Source organism: Streptomyces sp. NPDC048295, from assembly GCF_040652135.1.
GTDB lineage: Bacteria > Actinomycetota > Actinomycetes > Streptomycetales > Streptomycetaceae > Streptomyces.
On record NZ_JBEZLL010000005.1, the window covers coordinates 266,033 to 289,719 of the forward strand.

At 72.7% G+C, this 23,687-nt stretch carries 20 protein-coding genes; 8 read left to right on the plus strand and 12 right to left on the minus strand.

Features of this window, described 5'->3' with window-relative positions; all coding sequences use genetic code 11:
- Positions 1-945, minus strand: coding sequence for an NADP-dependent oxidoreductase (locus AB0D53_RS09810; RefSeq protein ID WP_362442637.1), 945 nt, complete (start codon positions 943-945; stop codon positions 1-3).
- Positions 946-1,012: 67 nt separating this feature from the next.
- Positions 1,013-2,302 carry a glucarate dehydratase family protein gene (locus AB0D53_RS09815; RefSeq protein ID WP_362442640.1) on the minus strand — a complete coding sequence of 430 codons (1,290 nt, stop codon included), beginning with the start codon at positions 2,300-2,302 and terminating at the stop codon, positions 1,013-1,015.
- A gap of 179 nt (positions 2,303-2,481) precedes the next feature.
- Between AB0D53_RS09815 and AB0D53_RS09820 the strand changes: the two genes are divergently transcribed.
- Positions 2,482-3,504, plus strand: coding sequence for a phosphotransferase family protein (locus AB0D53_RS09820; protein WP_362442642.1), 1,023 nt, complete (start codon positions 2,482-2,484; stop codon positions 3,502-3,504).
- An 8-nt stretch (positions 3,505-3,512) separates the two neighbouring features.
- Entirely contained in the window at positions 3,513-4,739 is a 1,227-nt protein-coding gene (locus AB0D53_RS09825; RefSeq protein ID WP_362442645.1) for an acyl-CoA dehydrogenase family protein, read from the plus strand.
- 28 nt (positions 4,740-4,767) lie between these two features.
- Here AB0D53_RS09825 and AB0D53_RS09830 read toward each other — a convergent pair whose 3' ends face one another.
- Together AB0D53_RS09830 and AB0D53_RS09835 are read right to left on the minus strand one after the other, a co-directional pair.
- Positions 4,768-9,447 carry a HEAT repeat domain-containing protein gene (locus AB0D53_RS09830; protein WP_362442648.1) on the minus strand — a complete coding sequence of 1,560 codons (4,680 nt, stop codon included), beginning with the start codon at positions 9,445-9,447 and terminating at the stop codon, positions 4,768-4,770.
- Positions 9,448-9,513: 66 nt separating this feature from the next.
- Positions 9,514-9,678: a hypothetical protein gene (locus AB0D53_RS09835; RefSeq protein WP_362442651.1), complete on the minus strand. Its 165-nt coding sequence runs from the start codon at positions 9,676-9,678 to the stop codon at positions 9,514-9,516.
- 74 nt (positions 9,679-9,752) lie between these two features.
- Between AB0D53_RS09835 and AB0D53_RS09840 the strand changes: the two genes are divergently transcribed.
- Positions 9,753-10,682: a LysR family transcriptional regulator gene (locus AB0D53_RS09840; protein ID WP_362442654.1), complete on the plus strand. Its 930-nt coding sequence runs from the start codon at positions 9,753-9,755 to the stop codon at positions 10,680-10,682.
- Here AB0D53_RS09840 and AB0D53_RS09845 read toward each other — a convergent pair.
- Genes AB0D53_RS09845 through AB0D53_RS09855 form a run of 3 tightly spaced genes read right to left on the minus strand, consistent with a single transcriptional unit; the run spans position 10,621 to position 13,665 of the window.
- On the minus strand, positions 10,621-11,214 hold the full coding sequence (locus tag AB0D53_RS09845) for a TetR/AcrR family transcriptional regulator (RefSeq protein WP_093541408.1): 594 nt from the start codon (positions 11,212-11,214) through the stop codon (positions 10,621-10,623). The two genes, AB0D53_RS09840 and AB0D53_RS09845, sit on opposite strands and share 62 nt — an antisense overlap.
- Before the next feature lie 31 nt (positions 11,215-11,245).
- Positions 11,246-12,904 (minus strand): AMP-binding protein, encoded by a 1,659-nt coding sequence (locus tag AB0D53_RS09850; RefSeq protein WP_362442658.1) that lies wholly within the window; start codon positions 12,902-12,904, stop codon positions 11,246-11,248.
- Complete coding sequence (locus AB0D53_RS09855; protein ID WP_362442661.1) at positions 12,901-13,665, minus strand: SDR family oxidoreductase; 765 nt, start codon at positions 13,663-13,665, stop codon at positions 12,901-12,903. Before AB0D53_RS09855 ends, AB0D53_RS09850 begins: the two co-directional genes overlap by 4 nt.
- A 185-nt stretch (positions 13,666-13,850) precedes the next feature.
- Between AB0D53_RS09855 and AB0D53_RS09860 the strand changes: the two genes are divergently transcribed.
- Positions 13,851-15,116 (plus strand): DUF1343 domain-containing protein, encoded by a 1,266-nt coding sequence (locus AB0D53_RS09860; protein WP_362442664.1) that lies wholly within the window; start codon positions 13,851-13,853, stop codon positions 15,114-15,116.
- A 57-nt stretch (positions 15,117-15,173) separates the two neighbouring features.
- Here AB0D53_RS09860 and AB0D53_RS09865 read toward each other — a convergent pair whose 3' ends face one another.
- The gene (locus AB0D53_RS09865) at positions 15,174-17,996 is read right to left on the minus strand and encodes a penicillin acylase family protein (protein WP_362442667.1); all 2,823 of its coding nucleotides are present in this window, start codon (positions 17,994-17,996) and stop codon (positions 15,174-15,176) included.
- 229 nt (positions 17,997-18,225) lie between these two features.
- Between AB0D53_RS09865 and AB0D53_RS09870 the strand changes: the two genes are divergently transcribed.
- Positions 18,226-18,837: a hypothetical protein gene (locus tag AB0D53_RS09870; protein ID WP_362442669.1), complete on the plus strand. Its 612-nt coding sequence runs from the start codon at positions 18,226-18,228 to the stop codon at positions 18,835-18,837.
- A 42-nt stretch (positions 18,838-18,879) separates the two neighbouring features.
- Here AB0D53_RS09870 and soxR read toward each other — a convergent pair whose 3' ends face one another.
- Positions 18,880-19,353 carry a redox-sensitive transcriptional activator SoxR gene (gene soxR / locus AB0D53_RS09875; protein WP_362442673.1) on the minus strand — a complete coding sequence of 158 codons (474 nt, stop codon included), beginning with the start codon at positions 19,351-19,353 and terminating at the stop codon, positions 18,880-18,882.
- Between the two features lie 132 nt (positions 19,354-19,485).
- Between soxR and AB0D53_RS09880 the strand changes: the two genes are divergently transcribed.
- Entirely contained in the window at positions 19,486-19,947 is a 462-nt protein-coding gene (locus AB0D53_RS09880) for a MaoC family dehydratase (protein ID WP_362442676.1), read from the plus strand.
- 18 nt (positions 19,948-19,965) lie between these two features.
- Here the strand turns inward: AB0D53_RS09880 and AB0D53_RS09885 are convergent, their stop codons facing one another.
- From AB0D53_RS09885 to AB0D53_RS09895, 3 genes are all read right to left on the minus strand, one after another.
- A complete protein-coding gene (locus tag AB0D53_RS09885; RefSeq protein ID WP_329817942.1) occupies positions 19,966-20,589 on the minus strand; it encodes a TetR/AcrR family transcriptional regulator in 624 nt (207 codons plus the stop codon).
- Between the two features lie 81 nt (positions 20,590-20,670).
- A complete protein-coding gene (locus AB0D53_RS09890) occupies positions 20,671-20,961 on the minus strand; it encodes a YiaA/YiaB family inner membrane protein (protein WP_329817943.1) in 291 nt (96 codons plus the stop codon).
- 87 nt (positions 20,962-21,048) lie between these two features.
- Positions 21,049-22,200 (minus strand): acyl-CoA dehydrogenase family protein, encoded by a 1,152-nt coding sequence (locus AB0D53_RS09895; RefSeq protein ID WP_362442681.1) that lies wholly within the window; start codon positions 22,198-22,200, stop codon positions 21,049-21,051.
- A 64-nt stretch (positions 22,201-22,264) separates the two neighbouring features.
- On the opposite strand from AB0D53_RS09895, the gene AB0D53_RS09900 reads away from it, so the two are divergent.
- Together AB0D53_RS09900 and AB0D53_RS09905 are read left to right on the plus strand one after the other, a co-directional pair.
- Positions 22,265-22,939: a TetR family transcriptional regulator gene (locus AB0D53_RS09900; RefSeq protein WP_362442684.1), complete on the plus strand. Its 675-nt coding sequence runs from the start codon at positions 22,265-22,267 to the stop codon at positions 22,937-22,939.
- A 24-nt stretch (positions 22,940-22,963) separates the two neighbouring features.
- Positions 22,964-23,677 (plus strand): winged helix-turn-helix domain-containing protein, encoded by a 714-nt coding sequence (locus AB0D53_RS09905; protein ID WP_362442983.1) that lies wholly within the window; start codon positions 22,964-22,966, stop codon positions 23,675-23,677.
- Positions 23,678-23,687: the final 10 nt, after the last annotated feature.

Sequence of the window (23,687 nt, forward strand, 5' to 3'; positions counted from 1 at the left end):
TCAGAGGTCCGGGGCCTCCCAGGGAACGGTGACGACGATCTTTCCGCGGGTGCGTCCCTGCTCGTTCAGCCGGTGGGCGTCGGCCGCCCGCTCCAGCGGGAAGACCTGTTCCACATGGACCGAGACGATGCCCTGCTCGGCCAGTTCGGCCAGATGGGTGAGGTCCTTCGTGTCCGGGCGTACGTAGGCGTAGTGGCCGCCGTACGCGAGGACCTCGCCGTCCGCGATGGAGGCCAGGCGGCCCTGGGGCCTCAGCACTTCGGCGGAGACCCGGAGCGCCTCGCCGCCGACGGTGTCGAACGCGGCGTCGACTCCGTCCGGGGCCAGGGCCCGCAGCCGGTCGGTGAGGCCGTCCCCGTAGGCCACCGGTTCCCCGCCGAGCTGCCGGACGTGGTCGTGGTTGCGTTCGCTCGCGGTGCCGATGACGCGGGCGCCGGCGTGCCGGGCGAGCTGGACGGCGAACGAGCCGACCCCGCCGGCCGCCGCGTGGACCAGGACCGTGTCGCCCTCGCGGATCCTCAGGGTGCGGTGCAGGACCTGGTAGGCGGTGAGGCCGGCCAGCGGGAGTCCCGCCGCCTCCTCGAAGCTCAGGCTCAGCGGCTTGCGGGCGAGGGTGCGCACGGGGGCGGCGACGTATTCGGCGAAGGTGCCGCGGCAGAGGAAGTCCTCCCGCACGTAGCCGATGACCTCGTCGCCGACCGCGAACTCGTCGACGGCCACGCCGGGCTGCACGACGACGCCGGAGACGTCCCAGCCGGGGATCACCGGGAACACGGCCTGCAGGGCGGCGTCGAGGTGGCCCTCGCGGGCCTTCCAGTCGACCGGGTTGACGGCCGCGGCCCGCACCTTCACCAGGACGGTGTCCGGGCCGACCTTGGGGTCGGGCCGCTCGCCGTACTCCAGGACGTCGGCCCCGCCGTACCCGCTGTAGCTGATCGCCTTCATGCACCGACCATCGGTGCGGGTCCGGGCCCCCGCAAGTCAGGCCGCCGTGCCCCGGGCGGCGGGCCCGTCACCAGCGCGGGATCGCCGGCGTCCGCCACTGCGGTTCGGCCTTGCGCATCGCGGCCGCGTCGTCGCGCTCGCGCATCGTGCCGTCGTCGTCGAGCCAGCGCCGGTGCAGCACGGCCAGGCGCTCCCGGTCGAGTTCGACGCCGAGTCCGGGTGCGTCGGACACGGTGAGCCGGCCGTCCTCGAAGACATGGCGGGCGGTGATGACGTCCTCGCTCTGCCAGGGGTAGTGGCTGTCGCAGGCGTAGTCGAGGTTGGGGACGGTGGCCGCGACATGGGTCATCGCGGCGAGGCTGATGCCGAGGTGGGTGTTGGAGTGCATGGAGAGTCCGACGCCGAAGGTGCGGCAGATCCCGGCCAGTTCACGGGTACGGTGCAGCCCGCCCCAGTAGTGGTGGTCGGAGAGGACCACCTGCACCGCGTCCCGGGCGAAGGCCTCCGGCACCTCGGCGAGGGTGGTCACACACATGTTGGTGGCGAGCGGTACGCCGGTGCCGGCGGCGACCTCGGCCATCAGGTCCGTGCCGCTCGCCGGGTCCTCCAGGTATTCGAGTACGTCCTTCAGCTGTTCGGCGACGTACAGCGAGGTCCCGACGGACCAGGCGCCGTTGGGGTCGAGCCGCAGCGGCTGCCCGGGGAACTCCTCGGCCAGGGCGCGGATCGCGGCGATCTCCCGGTCGGGCTCGAAGACGCCGCCCTTCAGCTTGAAGGAGGAGAAGCCGTACTCGCGGGCGAAGCGCCGGGCCTGGGCGACGACACCGGACGGGTCGAGGGCGGCCCCCCAGTCGTCCTGTTCACCGCCCTCGGGGTGGGCGGCCCAGCGGTAGAAGAGATACGCGCTGTACTCGACGCTGTCGCGGACCTTCCCGCCGAGCAGGGCGTGCACGGGCAGGCCGAGGGACTTGCCCAGCGCGTCCAGACAGGCGACCTCGAAGCCGGACACGACGGAGAGCCGGAGCTTGTCGGCGGTCTGCACGCCGCGCAGTCCGCCCGCCTCGACACGGTCGTCGGCCGCCCGTGAATCACCGCACACCTCGTCGGCCAGAGCGAACAGGCCGTTCAGATCGCTGACCGGGCGCCCGGTCAGTGCGGTGGCGAGCGGCCGGGCGAGTTCGAGGTACTTGCCGTCCCCGTACGTCTCCCCGATCCCGGTGATGCCACCGCGCGTGACAACCTCCACGACGAGCCGAGGGGTGTACGGCTGGTGGACGCCCTGGGTGTTGAGCAGGGGCGGGTCGGCTATCAGGATCGGGGTCAGCCGGACTTCGTCGATCAGCAGCTCTGTATTCATACGTGAACCATATTCAGGGATGCGACTGAACACCAGGCTCCGCGCCAAGTCGGGGACGAATCCGCCCGCCGGATCGCACCATGGATCCGGCGGATCGTTCCCGGCCGCGTACTGGACGACATACCGACTGGTCGGCATGATGGTTCCCGACCGTCTTCCACCCCCCGGAGGTGCGCACGATGAGCTCAGTCCACCCGCCAGGTCTCGACCTCGACCGGCTGCGCGGACACCTCGACCGCGAGCGGCCGGGGCTGGTGAGCGGACCGCTCGAAGCCCGGCTGATCGAGGGCGGCCGGTCGAATCTGACGTACCTCGTCACGGACGGCACCGGCCGCTGGGTCGTCCGCAGGCCCCCGCTGGGCCATGTGCTGGCCACCGCGCACGACATGAAGCGCGAGCACCGGGTGATCAGCGCCCTGCACCCGACGGCCGTCCCGGTGCCCGAGCCGGTCCTGCTCTGCGAGGACGACTCGGTGACCGGGTCGCCCTTCTACGTCATGGAGTACGTCGAGGGCACCCCGTACCGCACCGCCGGACAGCTCGCCCCGCTGGGTGCCGAGCGCACCCGGGAGGCGGTCCTCGGGCTCGTCGACACCCTCGTCGCGCTGCACGCCGTGGACCCCGGCTCCGTCGGGCTCGGCGACTTCGGGCGGCCCGAGGGCTTCCTCGACCGGCAGCTGCGCCGCTGGGGCAAGCAGCTGGACGCGTCACGCAACCGCGAGCTGCCCGGCATCGACGAACTGCACGCCGCGCTCGGGCGTGCGCTGCCCGTCTCGCCCGCGCCCGCCGTCGTGCACGGCGACTACCGGCTGGACAACGTCCTGATCGGCTCCGACGACCGGATCAAGGCCGTCCTCGACTGGGAGATGTCGACGCTCGGCGACCCGCTGACCGACCTCGGCCTGCTCGTGATGTACAGCTCCGATCTCGGCCTGGCCGAATCGCCGGTCTCCACCACCAGCGGCGCGGCGGGCCACCCCTCCCCCGCCGAGCTGATCGAGCGCTATGCGACCCGATCCGGCCGCGACACCTCCGCCATCTTCTGGTACACGGCGTTCGCCTGGTTCAAGCTCGCCGTGATCCTGGAGGGCATCCACTACCGCTACACCCTGGGCCAGACCGTCGGCACCGGCTTCGACCGCATCGGCGACCTCGTCCCCGTCTTCATCGAGCACGGTCTCACCACCCTCCAGGAAGGCTGATCACCCCCATGGACTTCGCATTCGACGCCCGCACCGAAGAGCTGCGCACCAGGCTGCTCGCCTTCATGGACGAGTACGTGTACCCGGCCGAGAAGACCGCGGACGAGCAGCGCGCCCTGCTGGCCTCCCCGTGGGACACCCCGCAGGTCGTCGAGGACCTGAAGGCGGAAGCGCGCAGGCAGGGTCTGTGGAACCTCTTCCTGCCGGACGCGGAGTACGGGGCCGGGCTGACCAACCTCCAGTACGCACCGCTCGCCGAGATCACCGGCCGGTCCCCGCAGTTGGCACCCACCGCGCTCAACTGCGCGGCCCCGGACACCGGGAACATGGAGGTGCTCTTCCAGTTCGCCACCGACGAACAGAAGAAGCGGTGGCTGGAGCCGCTGCTCGCCGGTGAGATCCGCTCGGCGTTCGCGATGACGGAGCCCGAGGTCGCCTCCTCCGACGCGACGAACATCGAGACCCGGATCGTGCGCGACGGCGACGACTACGTCATCAACGGCCGCAAGTGGTACATCTCCGGGGCGATGAACCCGGACTGCGAGATCCTCATCGTGATGGGCAGGACGGCGACTGCCGATGACCCTGCCGGCCCGGACATCCGCCGCCAGCAGTCGATGATCCTGGTCCCCCGCGACACCCCCGGCCTCGAAGTGCGCCGCGCCATGCGGGTGTACGGGTACGAGGACCACTACCACGGCGGCCACGCGGAGGTCGTCCTCACCGATGTGCGGGTGCCTGCCGGGAATCTGATCGGCGAGGAGGGCAGCGGCTTCGCCATCGCCCAGGCACGGCTGGGACCGGGCCGGATCCACCACTGCATGCGGCTGATCGGCATGGCCGAGCGGGCCATCGAGCTGATGTGCAGGCGGGCGGTGTCCCGTACGGCCTTCGGCAAGCCGCTGGCCCAGCAGGGCGTCGTGCAGAACTGGATCGCGGACGCGCGGGTCACGGTGGAGCAGCTGCGCCTGCTGGTACTGAAGACGGCGTGGCTGATGGACACGGTGGGCAACCGGGGCGCACACACGGAGATCCAGGCCATCAAGATCGCCACCCCGCGCGCGGTGGTCGACATCCTCGACCGGGCGGTGCAGCTGCACGGCGCCGGCGGGGTGAGCCAGGACTTCCCGCTGGCCGAACTGTGGGCGGCGGCCCGGACGTTGCGGCTGGCGGACGGCCCGGACGAGGTGCATCAGCGATCGCTGGCCCGGCGGGAGATCAAGCGGTACGTGTAGGCGGTGGGCCCGGCCCGGAGGGTCGCTCTCAGCCTTCACCGGCCCTGATCCGGTCCAGTACGTCCGTGTAGAGGGTGCGCCGGTCGGGGCGGGCGTGGGCGGCGGCCCTGCGCAGGGCCGGGATCGCCGCCCCGCCCAGTCCGACGAGCGCCTCGGCCGCCGTCCTGCGCACGACGGCGTGCGGGTGTCCGAGCAGGCCCGTCACTGCGGGGAGCGCGGGCTCCCAGCCCGCCCGGCAGAGCGTACGGATCGCCATGCGCACCACGTCCGGACGCGGGTCGTCCAGCAGGAGTTCGGTGTGGCGCAGATGGGCCTGCGGGGCACACATCACGCGTGAGGTCCGGTGGGCGCGGAGCCGGACCTTGGACCGGGGGTGGGTGAGCAACTCGCCCAGCAGGCCGAGGAGTCGCCGGTCCCGGTCGGGCTCCGGGCCGGTGTGCGTCCCGGCCAGTTCCGTGAGCGCCCGGCAGATCTGTTCCGGTGAGCCGGTCGCGGCCAGGTCCAGCAGCTCCGGTCGGGTCGGGCGCTGCCCGGCTCCGGCGGGTACCACCGTGCCGCGGTCACGGAGCGCTGCCAGTGCCACCGCGTCCTGCCGCTCGGCGTCCCGGCCGCGCAAGGGGCCCTCGACGAGCACGAGCCGGTCCGCGAGTTCCTCGCGTCCCTCGGCGCGCAGCCGTCGGCAGGTCCGGGTCAGCGCGGCGGTGCGCAGCAGCGGACGGCCGACGAGCAGGTCCAGGAAGCCCCAGGCCCCGGCGTCGAGGCGGTCGGCCAGGGCCCCGGCCAGCGCGTCGGCGGGGTGGGCGCACAGTGCGTCGCCGACTGCCCGGGCCACCGCGGGCGGGGCGTGCTCCCACCACTCCAGCAGCAGTGGGACGAACCGTTCCCTCTCCCACGGGTCGAGTGCGGCGGCTGCGCGTGCCACCCTGTCCCGCAGGATGCCGTCGCCCCGGAGTTCCCTCTCGTCGACGGCGCCCAGGGCGCGGGCCAGGCCGGCGCCGACGCGCAGGTCGACCCGGCCGCGGAGATACGCGCGCAGCACCGGCAGCCGGGCCTCCGGCTCGGGCCACCGCGCCAGTGCCAGGGCGGCGGCCTGTCTGCGGTCCGCCTCGGCCGACCCCAGCATGGTCAGCAGCCGTTGCCGCAGCGCCGCCGAGCGCGGCTGGTCCAGGTCGTCGACGCGGGCCCGGCGCGGTGGCGGCTGTGGTGCCTGGGCGGTCTCGGCGATGGTCCAGGGCGGTGCGTCGATGGGCTGGAGCAGTGTCATCCAGTCGACGAGAGCGGCCCCGACCCCGGGACCGGCGCTCGGGTGGGCCTCGGTCAGCGCGCTCAGCCGGTCCCGCGAGGGGACGGCGCCGTCGTCCTTGCGGCGGAACTCCTCCAATGCGTCCGGGGTGCGGACCGCCTCGTCCAGTTCGGCCCGCCACGCCCGGGTCCCGGCGGGCAGGGTGCCGGCGGCGGGCGTCTCCGGAACGGCGAAGGCCTCACGCAGCACGGCGGTCACGGCCCGCCGGGGGTCGGCGCCGAGCCGGGCGTCCGCGAGTGCCCGGTCGAGGTCGGCGCGGGCCGGTACCGCGCCGAGGCGGCGCAACAGCGTCAGCGTGGACCGGCTCGGGGCCGCCGGGGCGGGGCGCAGGGCCCGTACCGCTGCGACGGCGGCCGGTCTCGCGGTGGGCGCCAGCATCGGCGCGACCGCTTCGAGTACGGCTATCAGGTCGTGCCGGTCCCCGTCCCGGGCGTCGGCGAGCGCATCCAGCAGGAGCGGGGCGGACCGGGCCAGTGCCGTGAGCTCGGCACCGTCCCGGGGCTCGGTGCAGAGCGACAGCACGAGGCGCACCACCTTGTTCCGGAGCGCCCTGTTGCCCGGGAAAGCCTTGATGTCCGGAAGTGCTCTGTTGTTCGGGAAGGCCCTGTTGTCCGGGAGTGCCTTGTTCTCCGGGAACGCCTTGTCGCGGGGCGCCGGCCGCGCGTCGGCCAGCCGGAGCCAGTCGGCCAGCATCGGCCGCAGCCGCGCCGCCCGGCCGGGGGCCGGCGGCTCGTCCCGCTCGGCGACGCGCAGCGCGACCTCGGGGTCCCAGCCCCGGGCCACCAGGGCCTCGATGTCACGGTCCGCCCGGCCGGCCTCCGCCGACGGCTCTCCTGCGGCCGGTGCGGTGATCCCGTGCCGGGCCATCGGTGTCGCCAGGTCCCGCACGGTGCCGGAGGCCAGCGCGACCCGGCCGGACGCCACCAGGGCGAGCAGCGGGGCCGCCACCGGTGAGGCCTGGTCGTCCAGCGCGAGGACCGAGCGTGCGGTGAGGACGCCGTGGAGGCCCGCCAGCAGCAGCTCACGGGTGCCGTCGTCCCTGCTGTGCTCGGCGGCGGCGAGGAGGGTGGCCACGTAGGCGTCGCCGAGGACCGCGTGGAGGGCCTCGACGAGGCTGTCGCGCAGACCGGGGTTGCCGTCGTGTCCGAGTCGCAGGAGGAGCTTCGGGAGCGCCGCCGGTGTGCCCGCGCGGACCAGCGCATCGGCCGCCGTCTTCCTGATGTTCATGTTGGGATGGCCGAGACACCCGGCGATCGCGGCGCTCGCCCAGTGGGCTCGGGCGTGGCCCAGGGCGAGCAGCGCCTGCCGGACGGTCTGGATGTCCGGCGCGGTGGTCAGCGCGATCAGCGTCGCCGACAGGGCCCGGGCGTCCTCCCCCGTGGCATCACGGGCGAGGAGGGCGATGACGTGCTTGCGCACGTGCCGGTCGCGGTGGCGCAACAGCCGGTGCACCCGCGCGCGGGTGCCCTTCCAGGGCGTCCTGAGCAGCATTTCGAGCAGGATCGCCTGCTCGCCGTCGGACAGCCCGGGCCTCTCCAGCAGGTCCAGTGCCGTCGTCGCGACGAGTGCGTGCCCCGCCTCCCGCGCGTCCGCGGCGCCGAGCAGGCAGACCGGCCGGATCGCGCCCCGTTCGTGGAGTCCGCGACCCAGGGCGGCCACCGCGTCCAGAACCTCCTGCGGCACCACCGGCTCACCGGCCGGCTGTCCGTACTCCCCCGTCCTGGTGGCCGCGCCCGGCTCGCCCGCCGCGGCCTGCTCGGCCACGATGCGCAGCAGCAGGTCGGCGATGACCGGGAGGGTGCCGGCGTTGCCGTGGGCCGCCAGCCGGCACAGCGCCGCCACCGGCTCGGCCGGGTCCAGGTGGGAGCGCAGCAGGGCCAGTTCCCGCTCGTCCGGGCCGCCGAGACCGGCCGCGATGCGCGGCGGCAGATCGACGGGGTCCAGCCTTGCGAGGAGCTCGTGGCGGAGCGCCGGGTCGCGGTTCAGCAGCCACAGCAGTTCGAGGGCCCGGTTCCGTACGGGGCGCAGATGGGGCGCCGTCCCGCCCGCGGTGAGGCCCAGCCCCTGGCGCAGGGCCCGTACCGTCCGGTCCCCGCCGATCGCCTCCAGCGCGCCCAGGGCCGCGCCCGGTGCCGAGGGCAGCAGGGCGATCACGGCCTCCTCGGCGTCCTCGTGGCGCAGTTCGCGGATCGCGTCGAGGAACGGCCCGGGTGCGGGGGCGAGGGGCAGCACCCGGGCGACGGCGTCCCCGATCGGGAGGTCACCGGCGCCCTGTCCGGCCAGGGCGACCAGCAGGGCGAGCCGTCGTGGCCAGCCCGGGTCGTCGGCCGGTGCGTCCGTCAGTACGCGCAGCGCCTCCTTCCGGGTGGTGAAGAGGATCGTCGCGACGTCGCGGGCCGGAACGGAGTGGTCGGACAGGGCGAGGCCGATGACGGCGGGGACGTCCGGCCCGTCCGGGAAGTGCCCGCGCCGGTGGAGTCCGCGCAGACAGGTCACGGCCGGCCCGCCGAACAGCAGCGGATCGCGTGCGGCCACGGCCGTCAGCCCGCCGATGTCGTCGCGGTCCGCCAGATCGCCGAGGAGTTCCATCGCGCGTCGGCGGACGCCCGGCGGAAGGCCGGGGTCCTCGACGGCCCGGCGCAGCAGGTCCCGGTGGCCGTGGCGCGCGGCGGCGTGGAGGGCGGCACCGGCCACCGCGGGCCACTCCCGTACCGGCGCCCGGTCCGGTCGGCCGGCGTCCTCCGGTACCGGACCGGCCGAGAGGAACGGGGAGAGGATTCCGGGCGGCAGCGGATCCGTCGCCGCCCACGGTTCGGCGAGCTCGCCCAGCGCACCGGCGACGACCGGGGCGCTGCCGGCGCCCAGCAGACCGATCAGGGCCGCCCGGACCAGTGCCGGGGCCAGCAGCCCGGCGTGCAGCCCCTCCCTGGCCAGCCGCAGCGCCTCGGCCCGGAGCACCGGATCACCGCTGCCCGCCAGCTCGTCCACGAGCCGCGCCGGCCGGTGCGTACCGGTGATGTCCGCACCCCGTACGGCCTGGTAGAGGAGTTCGCCCGGGGACTCGTCGCGGAGCACCCCGGGATCGTGGAGCACATCGGCGCGGAGCCAGGCGATCCGTACCGCCGCCGGCAGCTGCCCGGTCGTGCGCCACGGCGGCCTGGGTCGGTCCCCGAGGCGGTGGCCGAGGCGTTCGTAGAGCCCGGCCAGGAGGAGATCGGCCTCCGGAAGTCCGGTCAGCGATGCGGGCAGCAGCCCGGCGAGCCGGTCCGTCTCCCGGTCGTCGGACGGGGGGTGCTCGGTGACACGCTCGGTGAGCAGGGCCAGCCCGAGATGGCGCCGGCCGGGGTCCTCGTGCCCGATCAGACGCCCCAGGGCGTGGAACTGTTCGTCGGCCGGCGTCTGCATCGTCGGATGCTAGCCGGGCGCTCTCCGGCCCCACCAACGGGTTTCGGGCCCACGGCCCCGGCCGTCTCAGTAGCCGCCGGAACCCACGTGGTCCGCCAGGGCCAGTTCGCGGACGAAGGCCCTCACCCGCAGCAGGCACCGGGCGGCGAGGCGCACGGCCGACGCGTGGTGGGGGCCGTACGCCGCGGCCCAGAGTGCGGGGACGTGCGTGGACGGCTGGATGTGAGTCATACCTCCAGCTTCGGCCCGCGTCCGTGATCGGTCCAACAGATGGTTCAGCTGGCTGCTATCGATAGCGTGGATGGATGGAGCTACGCCAACTCCGCCACTTCATGGCGGTGGTCACGCACGGCGGTTTCACCGCCGCTGCGCGTGCCGAGCTGATCGTGCAGTCCGCGCTGAGCACCTCCGTGCGCAAGCTCGAACGGGAGCTGGGGGCCGAGCTGTTCGACCGGACCGGCCGACGGGTGATCCTCACCGAGGCGGGCCGGGCGCTGCTGCCCGCGGCCCGGTCGGTGCTCGCCGGGACAGAGGCGGCGCGGGACGCGGTGGCGGCCGTGACGGGGCTGGTGACCGGCCGGGTCAGGGTCGGCACGATCCAGACGCTGACCTGCGTGGATCTGGCGGCCGAGCTGGCCTCGTACCACCGGCTGTGGCCGGGCGTTCAGATCTCGCTGCGGGAGGCGACTACGCCGGAGCTGGTCGCGGGGCTGCGGGCCGGTGAGCTGGACCTCGCCTATCTCGCGCCGGACGCCGCCGAACTCCCCGAGGGCATCGCCGGGTTCGCGACCTGGCACGAGGACCTGGTGCTGATCACCGCGCCGGGCCATCGGCTGGCGACCGCCGGGCGCACCCTGATCAGGGATCTCGCCGACGAGCCGTTCGTGGACTTCCGCGCGGGCACCGGGCTGGAGACCGCGGTGCGGAGGCTGACCGCGCACTGCGGGCTGGAGCGCCGGATCACCTGCGACGTCACCCAGATCCGGCTGCTCGTCGGTCTGGTACGGGCCGGGATCGGCGTGGCGATCGTGCCGCGGCGGATCGGCGAGGACGCGGGGCTGCCGTGCCTGAGCATCCGCCAGCCGGAGCCCGGCCGGACCGTGGTCCTCGCCGCGCGGGCACCCGGGCCCGGCAACCCGGCGGCGGAAGCACTCCTCGGCCGGCTGACAGCTCCTACGGGCGCAGCGCCCGCAGCAGCAGGTCGGCCAGGTGGTCGGCGACCTCCTGCTGGCTGAGCGGGCCGTCGGGGCGGTACCAGGTGGACAGGTGGTGGACCGAACCGAAGTGGTAGTCGACGATCAGGTCGGCCGGGGTGGCCGTGGAGAACACGCCGCTGCGCTGGCCCTCCTCCACCAGGGCCCGGAAGCGCTCGTGGTAGCGCCGCCGCTCCACCCGGACCTGCTTGTTCTTCTCCGGGCTCAGATGGTGCATGGACCGGAAGAAGATCGAGGCGTCGTCGAGGTTCTCGATGGTCGTGACGACCACATCGGCCGCGGCGTCGCGCAGCCGCTGCTCCACGGGGGCGTCGGCGTCGGCGAAGGCGTCGAGGCGCTCCTGCTGGAGGCGGAGCACCCGGGCGTAGACCTCCTGGAGGAGGTCCTCCTTGGAGCCGAAGTAGTGGTAGAGCGCGCCCTTGGTGACGCCCGCCGCCTCGACGATCTCCTGGACCGAGGTGCGGTCGTAGCCCTGCTCGGCGAAGAGCCGGGTGGCGGCGGCCAGCAGCCGCTGAGGGACGGGAGCCGTGTCCCCGTCCGTCGCCTTGGCCATTGCCGCCACCTTCCTTCCGCGTGATTCCGGTCTACCGGGGGGAACGCAGTTCCCGCCTGAGGATCTTCCCACTCGCCGTCTTCGGGAGTTCGTCCAGGATCTCGACCTCGCGCGGGTACTTGTACGCGGCGAGCCGCTCCTTGCAGTACGCGCCGAGCTCCCCGGGTCCGACCGAGGCGCCGGGCCGCAGGCTCACGTAGGCACGGACGGTCTCGCCACGGTAGGCGTCGGGGACGCCTACGACGGCCGCCTCCCGGACCGCCGGGTGGGTGTAGAGGACGTCCTCCACCTCACGCGGCCAGACCTTGAAGCCGGAGGCGTTGATCATGTCCTTCTTGCGGTCGACGACATAGAGCCAGCCCGCGCTGTCCATGAAGCCGATGTCGCCGGTGCGCAGCTCGCCGTCCGGGAAGGCGGCGGCGGTGGCCTCGGGCAGCCGCCAGTAGCCGCAGACCACCTGCGGGCCCCGGACCGCGATCTCGCCCTGCTCCCCGAAGGGCACCTCCTCGCCGTTCTCGTCGAGGATCCGGACCACCGTGTCGGGGCCGGGGACGCCGACGGACAGGGTCCCGGAGACCGGGTCGACGGGGGCCTCGCGCTCCGGGGGAACGGAGGCACAGGGGGCGGTGCACTCGGTGAGGCCGTAGCCGTTGTGGATGTACGGGCCGAAGCCCGCCCGGAACTTCTCGACCAGTGCGGGCGGCAGCGGTGCGCCGCCCGAGGAGATGATCCGGAAGGAGGCGAAGTGCCCGGGGGTGCAGTCGGGGTGGGCGGCCAGTGCCATGAAGGCGGTGGACGGGCCCACGGTGTAGGCGGGGCGGTGTTCGGCGAAGGCTTCGAGGACGACGCCGGGGTGGAAGCGGTACGCGAGGACGAGGGTGCCCGCGTTGGTGAGGCAGGCGGCCAGCTGGCACACCATGCCGGTGATGTGGAAGAGCGGGGCGAGCGCGAAGTAGGCGGAGCCCGCGTCGACGGGGTGCCCGGCCCGCTGGCGCTCGGCGTTGACCATGATGTTGCCGTGGGAGTTCATGGCGCCCTTGGGGGTGCCGCTGGTCCCGGAGGTGTAGCTGATCAGCGCCACGTCGGCGGAGGCGGGTTCGCGCCCTTCGGGGGCGCTGATGCCCCGCCGGGCGACGGCGACCAGGTCCTCGGCGTCCGCGGGCACCGGCAGCCGCTCGAAGCCGAGCACCCGTTCGTCGTTCTGCGTCTGGAGGTCGAGCTCACTGGTGGTGAGGGCGATCCGTACCGTCGGGGCGCCGGCCGCGGTGTCCCGCAGATAGGCCTCCCAGGCCCGGTCCGAGCAGATCAGCGCGGTGACCTCGGCGTCCTTCAGCACATGCCCGACCTCGCCGGACTTGTACATCGGGTTGAGCGGGACGACCGTGGCGCCGGCCTTCCAGGCGCCGAGCAGCGCGAGCACGAACTGCGGGGTGTTCTGCAGCATGATCGCGACGCGGTCGCCGCGCTCCAGGCCCTCGGCGGCGAGATGGCCGGCCACCGAGTCGGAGAGCGCGTCGGTCTCGCGGTAGCTCAGGCGTCCGTCGAAGTAGGCGAGTGCGGGGTGTCCGGGGCTGCGGGCGGCGGAGTCCCGGAAGGCGTGGACGACGCTGGCGGCGGGGCTGACGGGGGCCCGCTGGGCCTCGCTGAGCAGCGCGACCCAGGGCTTCGCGGCGTAGATGGACTCGGTCATGCGCCGGTCTCCTCCCACTTCTGCTGGAGGTGGTTCATACTGCCGAGCCAGTGGTCGGTGTCCTTGGCGCGGGCCCGGTAGTACCCGGCGACCTCGGGGTGCGGCAGGACGAGGAAGCGGTCCTCGGCCATGGCGTCCAGGAGCGCGTCGGCGACCGCCTCGGGCTCGATGGCGCCGGGGGCGAGGACGAGCTCCCCGGCCGATCCGGCGGCGGTGAGCATGTCCGTACGCACCCCCTGCGGGCAGATCGCGTGGACCTTGATCCCGCGGTGGCGGTAGGTGAGCGAGAGCCATTCGGCGAAGGCGACGACGCCGTGCTTGGTGACGCTGTACGGCGCGGCGCCGATCATCGTCAGCAGTCCGGCGGCGGAGGCGGTCGAGACGAAGCGCCCGCTGCCGCGCTCCAGCCAGCCGGGGAGCAGCGCCCTGGCCGCGCGGACGTGGGCCATCACATTGACGTCCCAGGCCGCGGCCCAGACCTCCTCGTCCGCGAAGACGTCGCCGGGCGAGGCGAGGCCGGCGTTGGCGCAGTAGATGTCGACGGTGCCGTCGAGCGCGTCCCTGGCCGCGTCCACGATCCGCGAGGCGTCACCGGCGACGGCGATGCCGCCGATCTCCTCGGCCAGTTTCCTGATCCTCGCCTCGTCGAGGTCGTTGACCACGACCCGCGCGCCCTCCGCCGCGAACCGGCGGGCCAGTGCGGCGCCGATGCCGCCTCCGGCCCCCGTGACCACCACACCCGCGCCCTGCACCGCACTCATCGGGTCCCGCCTCTCTCAGCCGATCGCACCGGCAGACTAACCAGTCGGTATGCCGGAGCGGAAGGGGTGGACACCGCCCGGGAGGCACTCCTGTCACACCTGTCTCGTCCGGCTCATTCCGTATGGCCTGATCGCGCGCTAGCGTGCGTGACCATGACAGTCGTCGCGATCATGGAGGTAGCCGAATGAGCCTGACCAGACGTGGTTTGCTGGCCGCCGGTGGTGCGGTGGGGGCCCTCGCGGCGACGGCCGCCGGGACCGGGGCCGCGAGCGCCGCCCCCGCCGCGGGCAAGGGGCACGGCCGGGTCCGCACCGGTTTCGACCGGCTGGCGGCGGACGGCTACGCGCTGCTGAAGGGCCAGAAGGTCGGCGTGGTCACCAACCCGACCGGGATCACCTCCGACGTGCGCCACATCGTCGATGTGATGCACCCGGACGAGCGGGTGGACCTGATCGCCGTCTTCGGGCCCGAGCACGGCTTCCGGGGCACCGCGCAGGCGGGCGGTTCGGAGGGGCGGTACGACGACCCGGCGACCGGACTCCCGGTCTACGACACGTACTTGAAGAGCGGTCAGCCGCTCGCCGATGTCTTCACGGCGTCCGGCGTGGACACGATCGTCTTCGACATCCAGGACGCCGGCGCCCGCTTCTACACGTACATCTGGACGCTGTACGACTGCATGGAGGCGGCGGCGCTCGCGGGGAAGCGGTTCGTCGTCCTGGACCGGCCGAACCCGGTGACCGGGCGGGCGGCTCTCGGCCCGGTCCTCGACCCGGCGTTCGGCACGTTCGTGGGCCGCCGGGAGATCGCGCAGGCGCACGGCATGACGGTCACCGAGCTGGCGCTGCTCTTCAACGCCCGGTTCCTGGCCGAGCGTCCGGTGGACCTGCGCATCGTGAAGATGTCCGGCTGGAAACGCTCGGACTTCTTCGACGCGACCGGGCTGCCGTGGGTGCCGCCGAGCCCCAACATGCCGACGCCCGACACCGCGCTCGTCTACTCGGGGACCTGCCTGTTCGAGGGCACGAACCTCTCCGAGGGGCGCGGCACGACCCGGCCGTTCGAACTGCTCGGCGCGGAGGGCATCGACCACCGCTGGGCGGCGGCGGCGAACGCGCTCGACCTGCCCGGGGTGGCGTTCCGCGAGGCGTACTTCGCGCCGACGTTCTCCAAGTTCCAGGGGAAGACGGTCGGCGGTGTGCAGCTGCACGTCCACGACCGCGAGGCCTTCGATCCGGTACGCACGGCCATCGCGCTGCTGGTGACGGCGAAGCGGACCTGGAGCGGGTTCGAGTGGCGCCCGGACAACTGGATCGACAAGCTCACCGGCAACACCCGGGTCCGCACCATGATCGACGCGGGGGCGGACACGGACGAGGTGGTGGGCGCCTGGTCGGAGGATCTCGCCGCGTTCCGTGCCGTACGGAAGCGGTATCTCCAGTACCGGTGAGACGGCGCCGGGCGGGCCCGAGGAGTCCGGACCCGCCCGGCACGGTCGCTCAAGCCCCTACCGGTGGGCGGGGAACTCCACCACCTGCTGGTAGGTCGGGCGGTTCTGCCAGTGGATGGCCTTCTGACCGATCCCGCCGAGCGGCCGGTGGACGATCGAGTCGGTGCACCACTGCTCGCCCGCCTTGCAGTTGTCGTCGCCCGGATAGACCTCCGTCGCCGGCCGGGCCACGGCCCGCTTCAGGGACGCGAGGAGCGCGTCACGGCAACTGCCCCGGTCGCCGCCGCCGCAGTACGTCCGGGCCAGCGGCCCCTTCACCGGCTGCCCCAGGACCTGGCGCAGGTCCTTGTCCACGAAGCCCCACCAGCCGTACTGGAACGCGGATCCGCTGTGCGCCCCGCTGGGTCCGTGGCTCGCCGCCGGGGACTCGTCCGTGGCGAGGTTGGCGGTCAGCGCCGCGTACAGATCCCCGCCGAGCCCCGGCTCGAACTCGGCCTCGACCAGTTCCGGCCACCATGCGTCCATGATCCGCACCGCGTCGGCGTGGCTGTAGGCGTGCGAACCGGGGCTGCTCTCCCGGCGCTGCGATCCCGCCGCCCGCCACGACTCCAACTGCTGGACGGCTGCGTTGAGTTCGGGGTCGGTCACCGGTTCGGAGCGGATCACCTTCAGCAGTTCGGGCAGCAGCTGCTCGCCGCGCAGATCGGTGACCGCGGCCTCGGCCATGGCCCGGGTGAGGGACGCGCGGGTCACCCCGCCCTCCTCGACGAGCTTCGCCACCCGGTCGTCCAGCAGGTCGCCCCGGTGCACGGCGCCGAGGCCGAAGCCCGCGGCGGCGTACCCCTTGGCCTGCTTGTTGTTCCAGGAGATGTAGTAGTCCTGCCCGCTGGAGTGCGGGTGTTCGGCGAACGCGGTGTACGCGGCGGTGTTGGCTGCCGGTTCGTACCCCTGCCACTCGTAGGCCCGTTCGGCCCGCACCGGCAGCGCCGGGTCGACGCCCGTCGCGCGCACCGGGTTCATGCCGCTGTTGTAGTAGGCGGCGGTGCGGGAGTCGGCGTAGAACCAGTTGAAGGCGTAGTCGATATTGCTCGCCGCCCGCTGGAAGGAGGCGGCGTCCTTGACGTACGACGGGTCGTTCAGCATCTGGAAGCCGATGATCGAGTCGGCCTCGTGCCGGTAGGTGCTGCGCAGCGAGGTGTACGCGACGGGCTTTCCGCCCACGGTGGCGCGGTGGGTGACGATGCCGTAGTCGGTACGCCGGACCTGCATCCGGTAGGAGCCCTTCGCCGTGGAGTCGGCGACGGTCGGCTTCCATGAGTTGGTGCGCTCCAGCGTCTCCATGGCGGTGCAGGTGCCGCGGTAGAGGTAGTGCGTGGAGTCCTTGGTGGGCGTGGAGCCGTCGGGCTCGCACAGGTCGACGGCGTAGGTGTCGGTGATGTCCTGGCCGGCCGAGGTGGCGCTCCAGGCGTAGTCCTGGCCGCGGCCCATCTGGATGTACATGCCGACGCCGGCGAAGGAGACACCGCGGGCGCTGATGCCCGGCCCCTGGAGTTCCTGGAGCATCATCAGCTGAGGGGCGAAGTAGCCGGTCTGCGGGCCGAACACGGCCACGGGGTTCCCGCTCGCGGTGTTCTTCCCGGAGACCAGCAGGGCGTTGGACATGCCGCGCTTCTGGGCGCCGGAACCGGAGCCGGGCAGCGATCCCTCCGGGATGACGCCGTCGTCGTAGATGCCCTGGGCCTTCTTGAGCGGGGCCGGGGCCTTGACCGGGGCCTTCCTGTCGGTGCCCGCGGAGCCGGTGCGGTCGTATATGAGGGGTTCGGCGGTGACGGACCCGGCGTCGGGCAGCGCGGTGCCGCGGGCCTTGTCGGGCTTGCCGGCGTACGGGAACGCGGTGCCGTCGTGGATCGTCAGCACGGCCTCGGGGTCCTCGCGCTGGCGGAACGACTCCCAGACCTCGGTGCCCTCGGCCACGCCGTACTTCTGCTGGGCGGCCAGCAGCGAGAGCGCCGCCTGCACCTCGCCGCCACCGCCGCCGCCGAACTGGCCGCCGACGACCGAGGCCACGGAGATCAGGTCGGTCAGCTTGAACGGCTGGATCTCACCGACGTTGGTGATGGCGTCGATCTTGCCGGTGAGGACGTACTCGCCCGGGAAGTAGCGGCCGTTCTTGGACTTCTCCCGGTAGGCGTTGATGCCGTCGACGTACGCCTGGGCGTCCGCCATGGCCTGCTCCCCGCGGGCACCCTCGTGGGTCCTGATGTACTCGACCTGGGCTTCGAGATCGGCCTCGGTGTACGGGGCCTGCGGCCAGAACTGCTGCTCCAGCCCCTGGTTGGCGAGAGCGCCGCCGGCGAACGAGGTCAGTTCGCCGCGCCCGATGTGCCGGAAGAGGTCCATCAGCCAGAGCCGGTCCTGACCGGCGGCGAATCCGGCGCCGAACTCGGTGCCGTAGCGGGTGGTGCCCTTGATGTGCGGGACCCCGGACGCCTTGTCGCGGGTGATGGTGACGTCGTCGCGCGGCGAGGTGACGGACTCGATCTGGTCCTCGGGCACACCGAAGGAGGCGTCGTTGAAGAAATCGGTCAGCTTCTGGTCGGTGAGACCGGTGTGTCCGGCCACCAGGCCGTTGTAGCGGTCGAGTTGGTCGTCGCTGTGCTTGGGGTGCGTGCCGAACGCCTTGTTGCCGAGGATGTCGACGAGGGTGGCGTTGCCGTTCTCGCCGGGCGGCAGGATGTCGTCGCACTGCCCCTGGCAGTAGTCGGTGACGGGGCCGGGTTCCACGGCGCCGGCCTGCGGCGAGGCCGCGAGCAGGGTGGTGCCGAGGGCGAGAACCGCCGCGACGGTGGCGGCTCTGAACTTGACGGTGCGTGGGGGCATGCGTGCTCCTCCGAGAGGCCGATGCGCCGGAGGTTACTGGCGGTACGACCCGTCGGTAAGGTGAGCAACCGTCACCTTTTCCGAATCGTCACATGGCGTCATCCGTGGCGGCGCCGCACCGGCGGGACGCGCCGAATTCCGGACAACATCAGTCTTCGCGGGATCCGAACGGGGCAGCCGTACGTCCATCCCTTGACGCCGAAGTACGAGCGACGGAGGTGACGGTGCGGTGGCGGGATTCCGGAGTCTTGCGAGACAGGTGCGCGATCCGCGGAGCGACCTGGCACTGCGGCGGTATTCGCTGCGCAAGTGCCTGGAGAGGTTCGCCCCTTACGGACATCGGGCGACCTGGGACCATCTGTGCACTCGGCACGGAATAGGGCCCGAGGACCGGTCCCCCGATCCGGCGCGGCTGATGCGCGCGCTGGACGAACTGGAGGCGGCGCGAACGGTCTGGCTCGGTTACGAGGCGGGGTTCGCCGAACGCCGCAGGCGGGAGAAGCACGACGGGCTGCGCCGGCCCGGCGCGTTCGACGACTGGCACCGGCGCACCTGGGGCGGCCACGGGGTCGCCCGCTGCGAAGACCCGGCGGTACATCCGTCGGCGCCGCTCGCCGAGGTGCTGAGCCGGCTGATCGGGGCGCTGGAGTCGGAGCCCGGCACGGTCTGCCCGGTGTGCGCGGGCGCCGGGATCCACTGGCGACAGGATCTGCGGTGCGCCCCGGGGGCGGGGCCGGTCTGCACGGGGTGCGGGATCGTGGTGCCGCAGCCGGTGCTGACCCCGCGGGCACTGGCGAAGGCCCGGAGCGCGCCGCGGCGGGATCTGGCATCGGTGGCGTGACGGGCGACGGGAGCATCCGCCCCGGACGCGCGGCGTCCGGCGCTACGCGCGCTCCGCCGACGGGCACTCCGGCATCAGGCGCGAGCCGCTGATCCGCCGGCCGCTGATGTCGTTCGGGTTGGAGAGCACACAGTTCTCCAGGGAAAGACAGCCGCAGCCGATGCAGTCGGTGAGATGGTCCCGCAGCCGCGCCAACTGCTCGATGCGGTCGTCCAGTTCGGAGCGCCAGGCCGCGGAGAGCCGCGCCCAGTCCTCGCGGTTCGGGGTGCGCTCCTCGGGAAGCTCGGCGAGGGCGTCCCGGATGGTGGCGAGCGGGATGCCGACCCGCTGTGCCGCACGGACGAACGCGACCCTGCGCAGCGCGTCCCTGCTGTAGCGGCGCTGGTTGCCACTGGTGCGACGGCTGCTGATCAGGCCCTTGGCCTCGTAGAAGTGCAGGGCGGAGACAGCGGCGCCGCTGCGCGCGGAGAGCTGTCCGACCGTGAGTTCATGGAGTGTCTGTGGGATCTGGGGCACCCCTCCAACCCTACTGGCCCGCCCTCCGGCCGGTCCGTCGTTGACAGGAACGCACCCGCCAACCATGCTGAGCAAGCGCTTAGACAGCGCGACGAAGGACGGACCGGAGCGGGAAGGGCAGGGACCAGGGACATGGCAGAGCCGAGGATCTTCACGTCCGCGCAGGAGCTGAGCGACGGAGTGGGCGAGCAGCTGGGGCACAGCGACTGGCTGGAGGTCGACCAGAAGCGGATCGACCTCTTCGCCGATGCCACCGGCGACCACCAGTGGATCCATGTCGACCCGGAGCGGGCCGCCACCGGGCCGTTCGGCAGGACCATCGCCCACGGCTATCTCACGCTCTCGCTGCTGCCCGCGCTCGTACCGCAGATCATGCGGGTCGAGGGCATGAAGATGGGCATCAACTACGGGACGAACAAGGTCCGTTTCCCGTCCACCGTGCCCGTGGGCTCACGGCTGCGCGCCTCGGCCGTCCTGAGGAGCGTCGAGGAGGCCGGGGGCGGGGTGCAGGTCACCGCCGTCGTCACGGTCGAGCGCGAGGGCGGCGACAAGCCGGTGTGCGTGGCCGAGTCGGTGTCCCGCTACTACTTCTGAGGACGCGGCCCGCCGCCGCTACCGCTTGGCGGCGACCATGCGCAGCACGAGGCCGGCGTAGAGATCGCCGACCTCGTCCGGCGTCCGGCTGCCCTGCGCGTTGAACCAGCGCGCCACGTCGATGCAGAGCGAGAGCACCGCGAGCGTGGTGCCGGGGACGTCGGGGACGTCGAACTCCCCCGCCCGCACGCCCTCGCCGATGATCCGGCGCACCACCGCGTCGCTCCTGCGGCGCAGCTCGACGATCTCGGCCCGGTGCTCCTCGCCGAGGGCGTCGAGCTCGTACTGGACCACGCGGGCGGTGGTGTGCCGCTCGGCGTGCCAGCGGACGAAGGACCGTACGGCCTCGGCCAGCCGCTCGGCCGCCGTGCCCCCGCCGTCGGCTGCGGCCTCCAGGACGAACAGGGCGCGGTCGTGGCCGATCCTGCTGATCCGGTGGAGCAGCTCTTCCTTCGTCTTGTAGTGGATGTAGAGCGCGGCGGGACTCATCCCCGCCCGGCCCGCGATGTCGCGGGTGGTGGTGGCGTGGTACCCGCGCTCGGCGAAGGCGTCGACGGCGGCGACGAGCAGCCGCCGGGCCGCCTCGGGCGTCACCTCGGCCCACGGCGCGCTGTCGCCGTCGGTCTCCTCCGCCGTGCTCATCGTCACTCGCCCCTCTCGTCAGCAGGACGAACACCATACCCCGAACCTGAGCAAGCGCTTAGGGCCTGTCCGGCGGGACCGTCAGAGCTTCTGGAAGGGGTCGTGCTCGGCGAGGATCTTCTCCAGCCGGGCCTGGTCGACCCGGCTGACGATCTGCCCCGCCTCCTGGCGGTCACGGATGACCTTGGCCAGGGTGAAGCAGGAGGTGACGAGGTAGAGGACGCCGATCGCGAGGAATCCGCGGACCCAGGCGTCGGCGTCGAGGAAGTAGATACCGAGAGCCACTGCGCCGATCGCCACCCCGAAGGAGGCGACGGCCTGGCCGTAGAAGGCCGCGGTGCTCTGCTGCTTGACCGGTGCTGTCTCACTCATGGCACCCAGCATCGGCCGACGTGGCGTGCGCCACATCCGCTTCCGTACTCAGCCGGTACTCAGACGCCCGTTCGAGCGGCGCACGGGTCAGAAGGCGGAGACCCCCGTCAGCGCGCGGCCGATGATCAGCTTCTGGATCTGGCTGGTGCCCTCGTACAGCGTCATCACGCGGGCGTCGCGCAGCAGCTTGCCGACCGGGTACTCGTCGATGTAGCCGTAGCCGCCGAAGACCTGGAGCGCGTTGTTGGCGGCGCGGACGGCGGCCTCGGAGGCGAAGAGCTTGGCCTTGGAGGCCGCGGTGGCGAAGTCCTCGCCCCGGTCGACCAGGTCCGCCACCCGCCAGGTCAGCAGCCGGGCGGCGTCGACGTCCACGGCGATGTCGCTGATGAGCTCCTGGACGAGCTGGTGGCCCGCGATGGACTTGCCGAACTGCTCGCGTTCGCCCGCGTAGCCCACGGCGGCGTCGAGGGCGGCCTGGGCGATGCCGACGCAGCCGGCCGCGACCGACATCCGCCCCTTGGCCAGGGCGGACATGGCGATGGAGAAGCCCTTGCCCGCCGGACCCAGGAGCGCCGACGCGGGCACCCGGACGTCCTCCAGGACCAGCTCGGCGGTGGCCTGGCCGCGCAGGCCGAGCTTGCCGTGGATGGTGCGGCGGCCGAGTCCGGGGGTGTCGGTGGGGACCAGGAAGGCGGATATGCCCCTGTGGCCGGGGGTGTCGTCGGTGCGGGCGAAGAGCAGCACCACATCGGCCCAGGTGCCGTTGGTGATGAACATCTTGCTGCCGTTGATGACGTACTCGCCGCCTTCCCGGACGGCCCTCGTCGCGAGGTTCCCGGCGTCCGAGCCGGTGCCGGGCTCGGTGAGGCCGAAGCAGCCGATCGCCTCGCCCGCGGTGAGCCCCGGCAGCCAGTGCCGCTTCTGCTCCTCGTCGCCCCAGGCGGCGATGGTCTTGGCGACGAGGCCGAGGGAGACGGAGACGATGCCGCGGACCGAGGAGTCGCCACGCCCGAGCTCCTCGGTGACCAGGCAGTACGCGAGGTGATCGCCGCCCGAACCGCCGTACTCCTCGGGGACGGTCAGCCCGAGGAAGCCGACGGAGCCCAGCTTCTTCACGATCGACTTGTCGACGTTCTCGGCACGGTCCCACTCCACGACGTGCGGGGCGACCTCGCGGGCGACGAAGTCCTTGGCGAGCTGCCGGACGGCTTCCTGCTCCTCGCTGAGTTCCAGGTTCATCCTTCGCCCCTCCGCTTTAATTAGCACTGCTAGTTTTTTGCTTGCAGGCCCTACTATGTGCCGCATGGCCCGACCGCGCAAGCCCCTCCTCAGCAGAGACCGCATCGTCGAGGCGGCGAGCGCGCTCGTGGACGCCGAGGGGCTCGACGCCGTGTCCACCCGTCGGCTCGCGGCCGAACTCGGGGTCAGCGGGCCCTCGCTCTACAACCACTTCCGCAACAAGGACGAGATCCTGGACGCGGTCGCGGACTCCGTGTCCGCGCAGGTCGATCTGTCGATGTTCGACGAGTCGGACACCCGCGGCTGGCGCGCCGCCCTGCACGACTGGGCCGTCTCCTATCGTGCGGCGCTCACCGAGCACCCGCACATCGTTCCGGTGCTCGCCCAGGGCCCGGGCCGCCGGCCGGCCGGTCTCCGGGTCGCCGACGCGGTGTTCGGCGCGATGGTCCGGGCCGGCTGGCCGCCCGCCCAGGCGACGTACATCGGGGCCCTGATGCGCTACTTCATCACCGGTTCGGCACTGGGCTCCTTCGCCCGCGGCTTCGTCGACGACGAGACGGCGTACGACCCCGCCGACTACCCGCACCTCGGCCAGGCCCATCTGCTGGCCGAGCGGCGCCAGAAGGTCGACGAGGGGGCCTTCGAGACCGGGCTGCGGGCCCTGGTCGACGGCCTCTCGCTCCAGTACGAACTGCTGTCACCGGGCGGAACGGTTCGGCAGGCACCGAAGCGTTCCTGACGCATCCTGGTTCCCATGGCACGCATGGCACACCCCGACCCGGCCGCGCCCCGGCTCGCCGCCCTGGCCGCGCTCCTCGCCGACGAGACCCGCGCCGCCTTCTGCCTGGCCCTGCTCGACGGCCGCGCCTGGACCGCCGGGGAACTGGCCCGGTACGCCTCCGTGGCGCCGTCGACCGCCAGCGAACACCTCGGCAAGCTCGTCGCGGGCGGGCTGCTGGCCGAGGAACGGCAGGGCCGCCACCGCTATCTGCGGCTGGCCGACGAACGGATCGCGCACCTGGTCGAGGACCTGGCGGCCCACGTCGTCCCCGGCTCCGCACCCGGGCGTCCGCGCACCCTGAGCGCGGTGAACGCGGGCAGCGCGATGGCCCGCGGCCGCACCTGCTACGACCATCTCGCGGGGCGGATCGGCATCGCGATCACCGACGCGATGACCGTACGGGGGCTGCTGGAGCAGGACACCGGCTTCGCGCTCACCGACACCGGCCTGCGCTGGTTCGGCGAGCTGGGCATCGGCCTGGAGACCGGTTCGCGGCGTCCCCTGGTGCGGAGCTGTCTGGACTGGACGGAGCGCAGGCCGCATCTGGCCGGGGTCGCGGGCGCCGCGCTGTGCCGCCATGCGCTGGAGGCCGGATGGTGCGTACGGATCGGGTCCGGGCGCGCGGTGAAGGCCACCCCGGACGGGGAACGGGCGCTGCACGAGCACCTCGGCATCGAGCCCTCGACCCTTCGGTAGGGGCCGAACG

Excerpts from the sequence above, each read along its gene's own strand:
- AB0D53_RS09860 (WP_362442664.1), top strand. The coding sequence starts at position 13,851 with ATGAGCCTGACCAGACGTGGTTTGCTGGCCGCCGGTGGTGCGGTGGGG.
- AB0D53_RS09840 (WP_362442654.1), top strand. The coding sequence starts at position 9,753 with ATGGAGCTACGCCAACTCCGCCACTTCATGGCGGTGGTCACGCACGGC.
- AB0D53_RS09900 (WP_362442684.1), top strand. The coding sequence starts at position 22,265 with ATGGCCCGACCGCGCAAGCCCCTCCTCAGCAGAGACCGCATCGTCGAG.
- AB0D53_RS09865 (WP_362442667.1), bottom strand. The coding sequence starts at position 17,996 with ATGCCCCCACGCACCGTCAAGTTCAGAGCCGCCACCGTCGCGGCGGTT.
- AB0D53_RS09845 (WP_093541408.1), bottom strand. The coding sequence starts at position 11,214 with ATGGCCAAGGCGACGGACGGGGACACGGCTCCCGTCCCTCAGCGGCTG.
- AB0D53_RS09830 (WP_362442648.1), bottom strand. The coding sequence starts at position 9,447 with ATGCAGACGCCGGCCGACGAACAGTTCCACGCCCTGGGGCGTCTGATC.
- AB0D53_RS09850 (WP_362442658.1), bottom strand. The coding sequence starts at position 12,904 with ATGACCGAGTCCATCTACGCCGCGAAGCCCTGGGTCGCGCTGCTCAGC.
- AB0D53_RS09825 (WP_362442645.1), top strand. The coding sequence starts at position 3,513 with ATGGACTTCGCATTCGACGCCCGCACCGAAGAGCTGCGCACCAGGCTG.
- AB0D53_RS09905 (WP_362442983.1), top strand. The coding sequence starts at position 22,964 with ATGGCACACCCCGACCCGGCCGCGCCCCGGCTCGCCGCCCTGGCCGCG.
- AB0D53_RS09810 (WP_362442637.1), bottom strand. The coding sequence starts at position 945 with ATGAAGGCGATCAGCTACAGCGGGTACGGCGGGGCCGACGTCCTGGAG.
- AB0D53_RS09820 (WP_362442642.1), top strand. The coding sequence starts at position 2,482 with ATGAGCTCAGTCCACCCGCCAGGTCTCGACCTCGACCGGCTGCGCGGA.
- AB0D53_RS09855 (WP_362442661.1), bottom strand. The coding sequence starts at position 13,665 with ATGAGTGCGGTGCAGGGCGCGGGTGTGGTGGTCACGGGGGCCGGAGGC.
- AB0D53_RS09895 (WP_362442681.1), bottom strand. The coding sequence starts at position 22,200 with ATGAACCTGGAACTCAGCGAGGAGCAGGAAGCCGTCCGGCAGCTCGCC.
- AB0D53_RS09885 (WP_329817942.1), bottom strand. The coding sequence starts at position 20,589 with ATGAGCACGGCGGAGGAGACCGACGGCGACAGCGCGCCGTGGGCCGAG.
- AB0D53_RS09835 (WP_362442651.1), bottom strand. The coding sequence starts at position 9,678 with ATGACTCACATCCAGCCGTCCACGCACGTCCCCGCACTCTGGGCCGCG.
- AB0D53_RS09815 (WP_362442640.1), bottom strand. The coding sequence starts at position 2,302 with ATGAATACAGAGCTGCTGATCGACGAAGTCCGGCTGACCCCGATCCTG.
- AB0D53_RS09880 (WP_362442676.1), top strand. The coding sequence starts at position 19,486 with ATGGCAGAGCCGAGGATCTTCACGTCCGCGCAGGAGCTGAGCGACGGA.
- AB0D53_RS09890 (WP_329817943.1), bottom strand. The coding sequence starts at position 20,961 with ATGAGTGAGACAGCACCGGTCAAGCAGCAGAGCACCGCGGCCTTCTAC.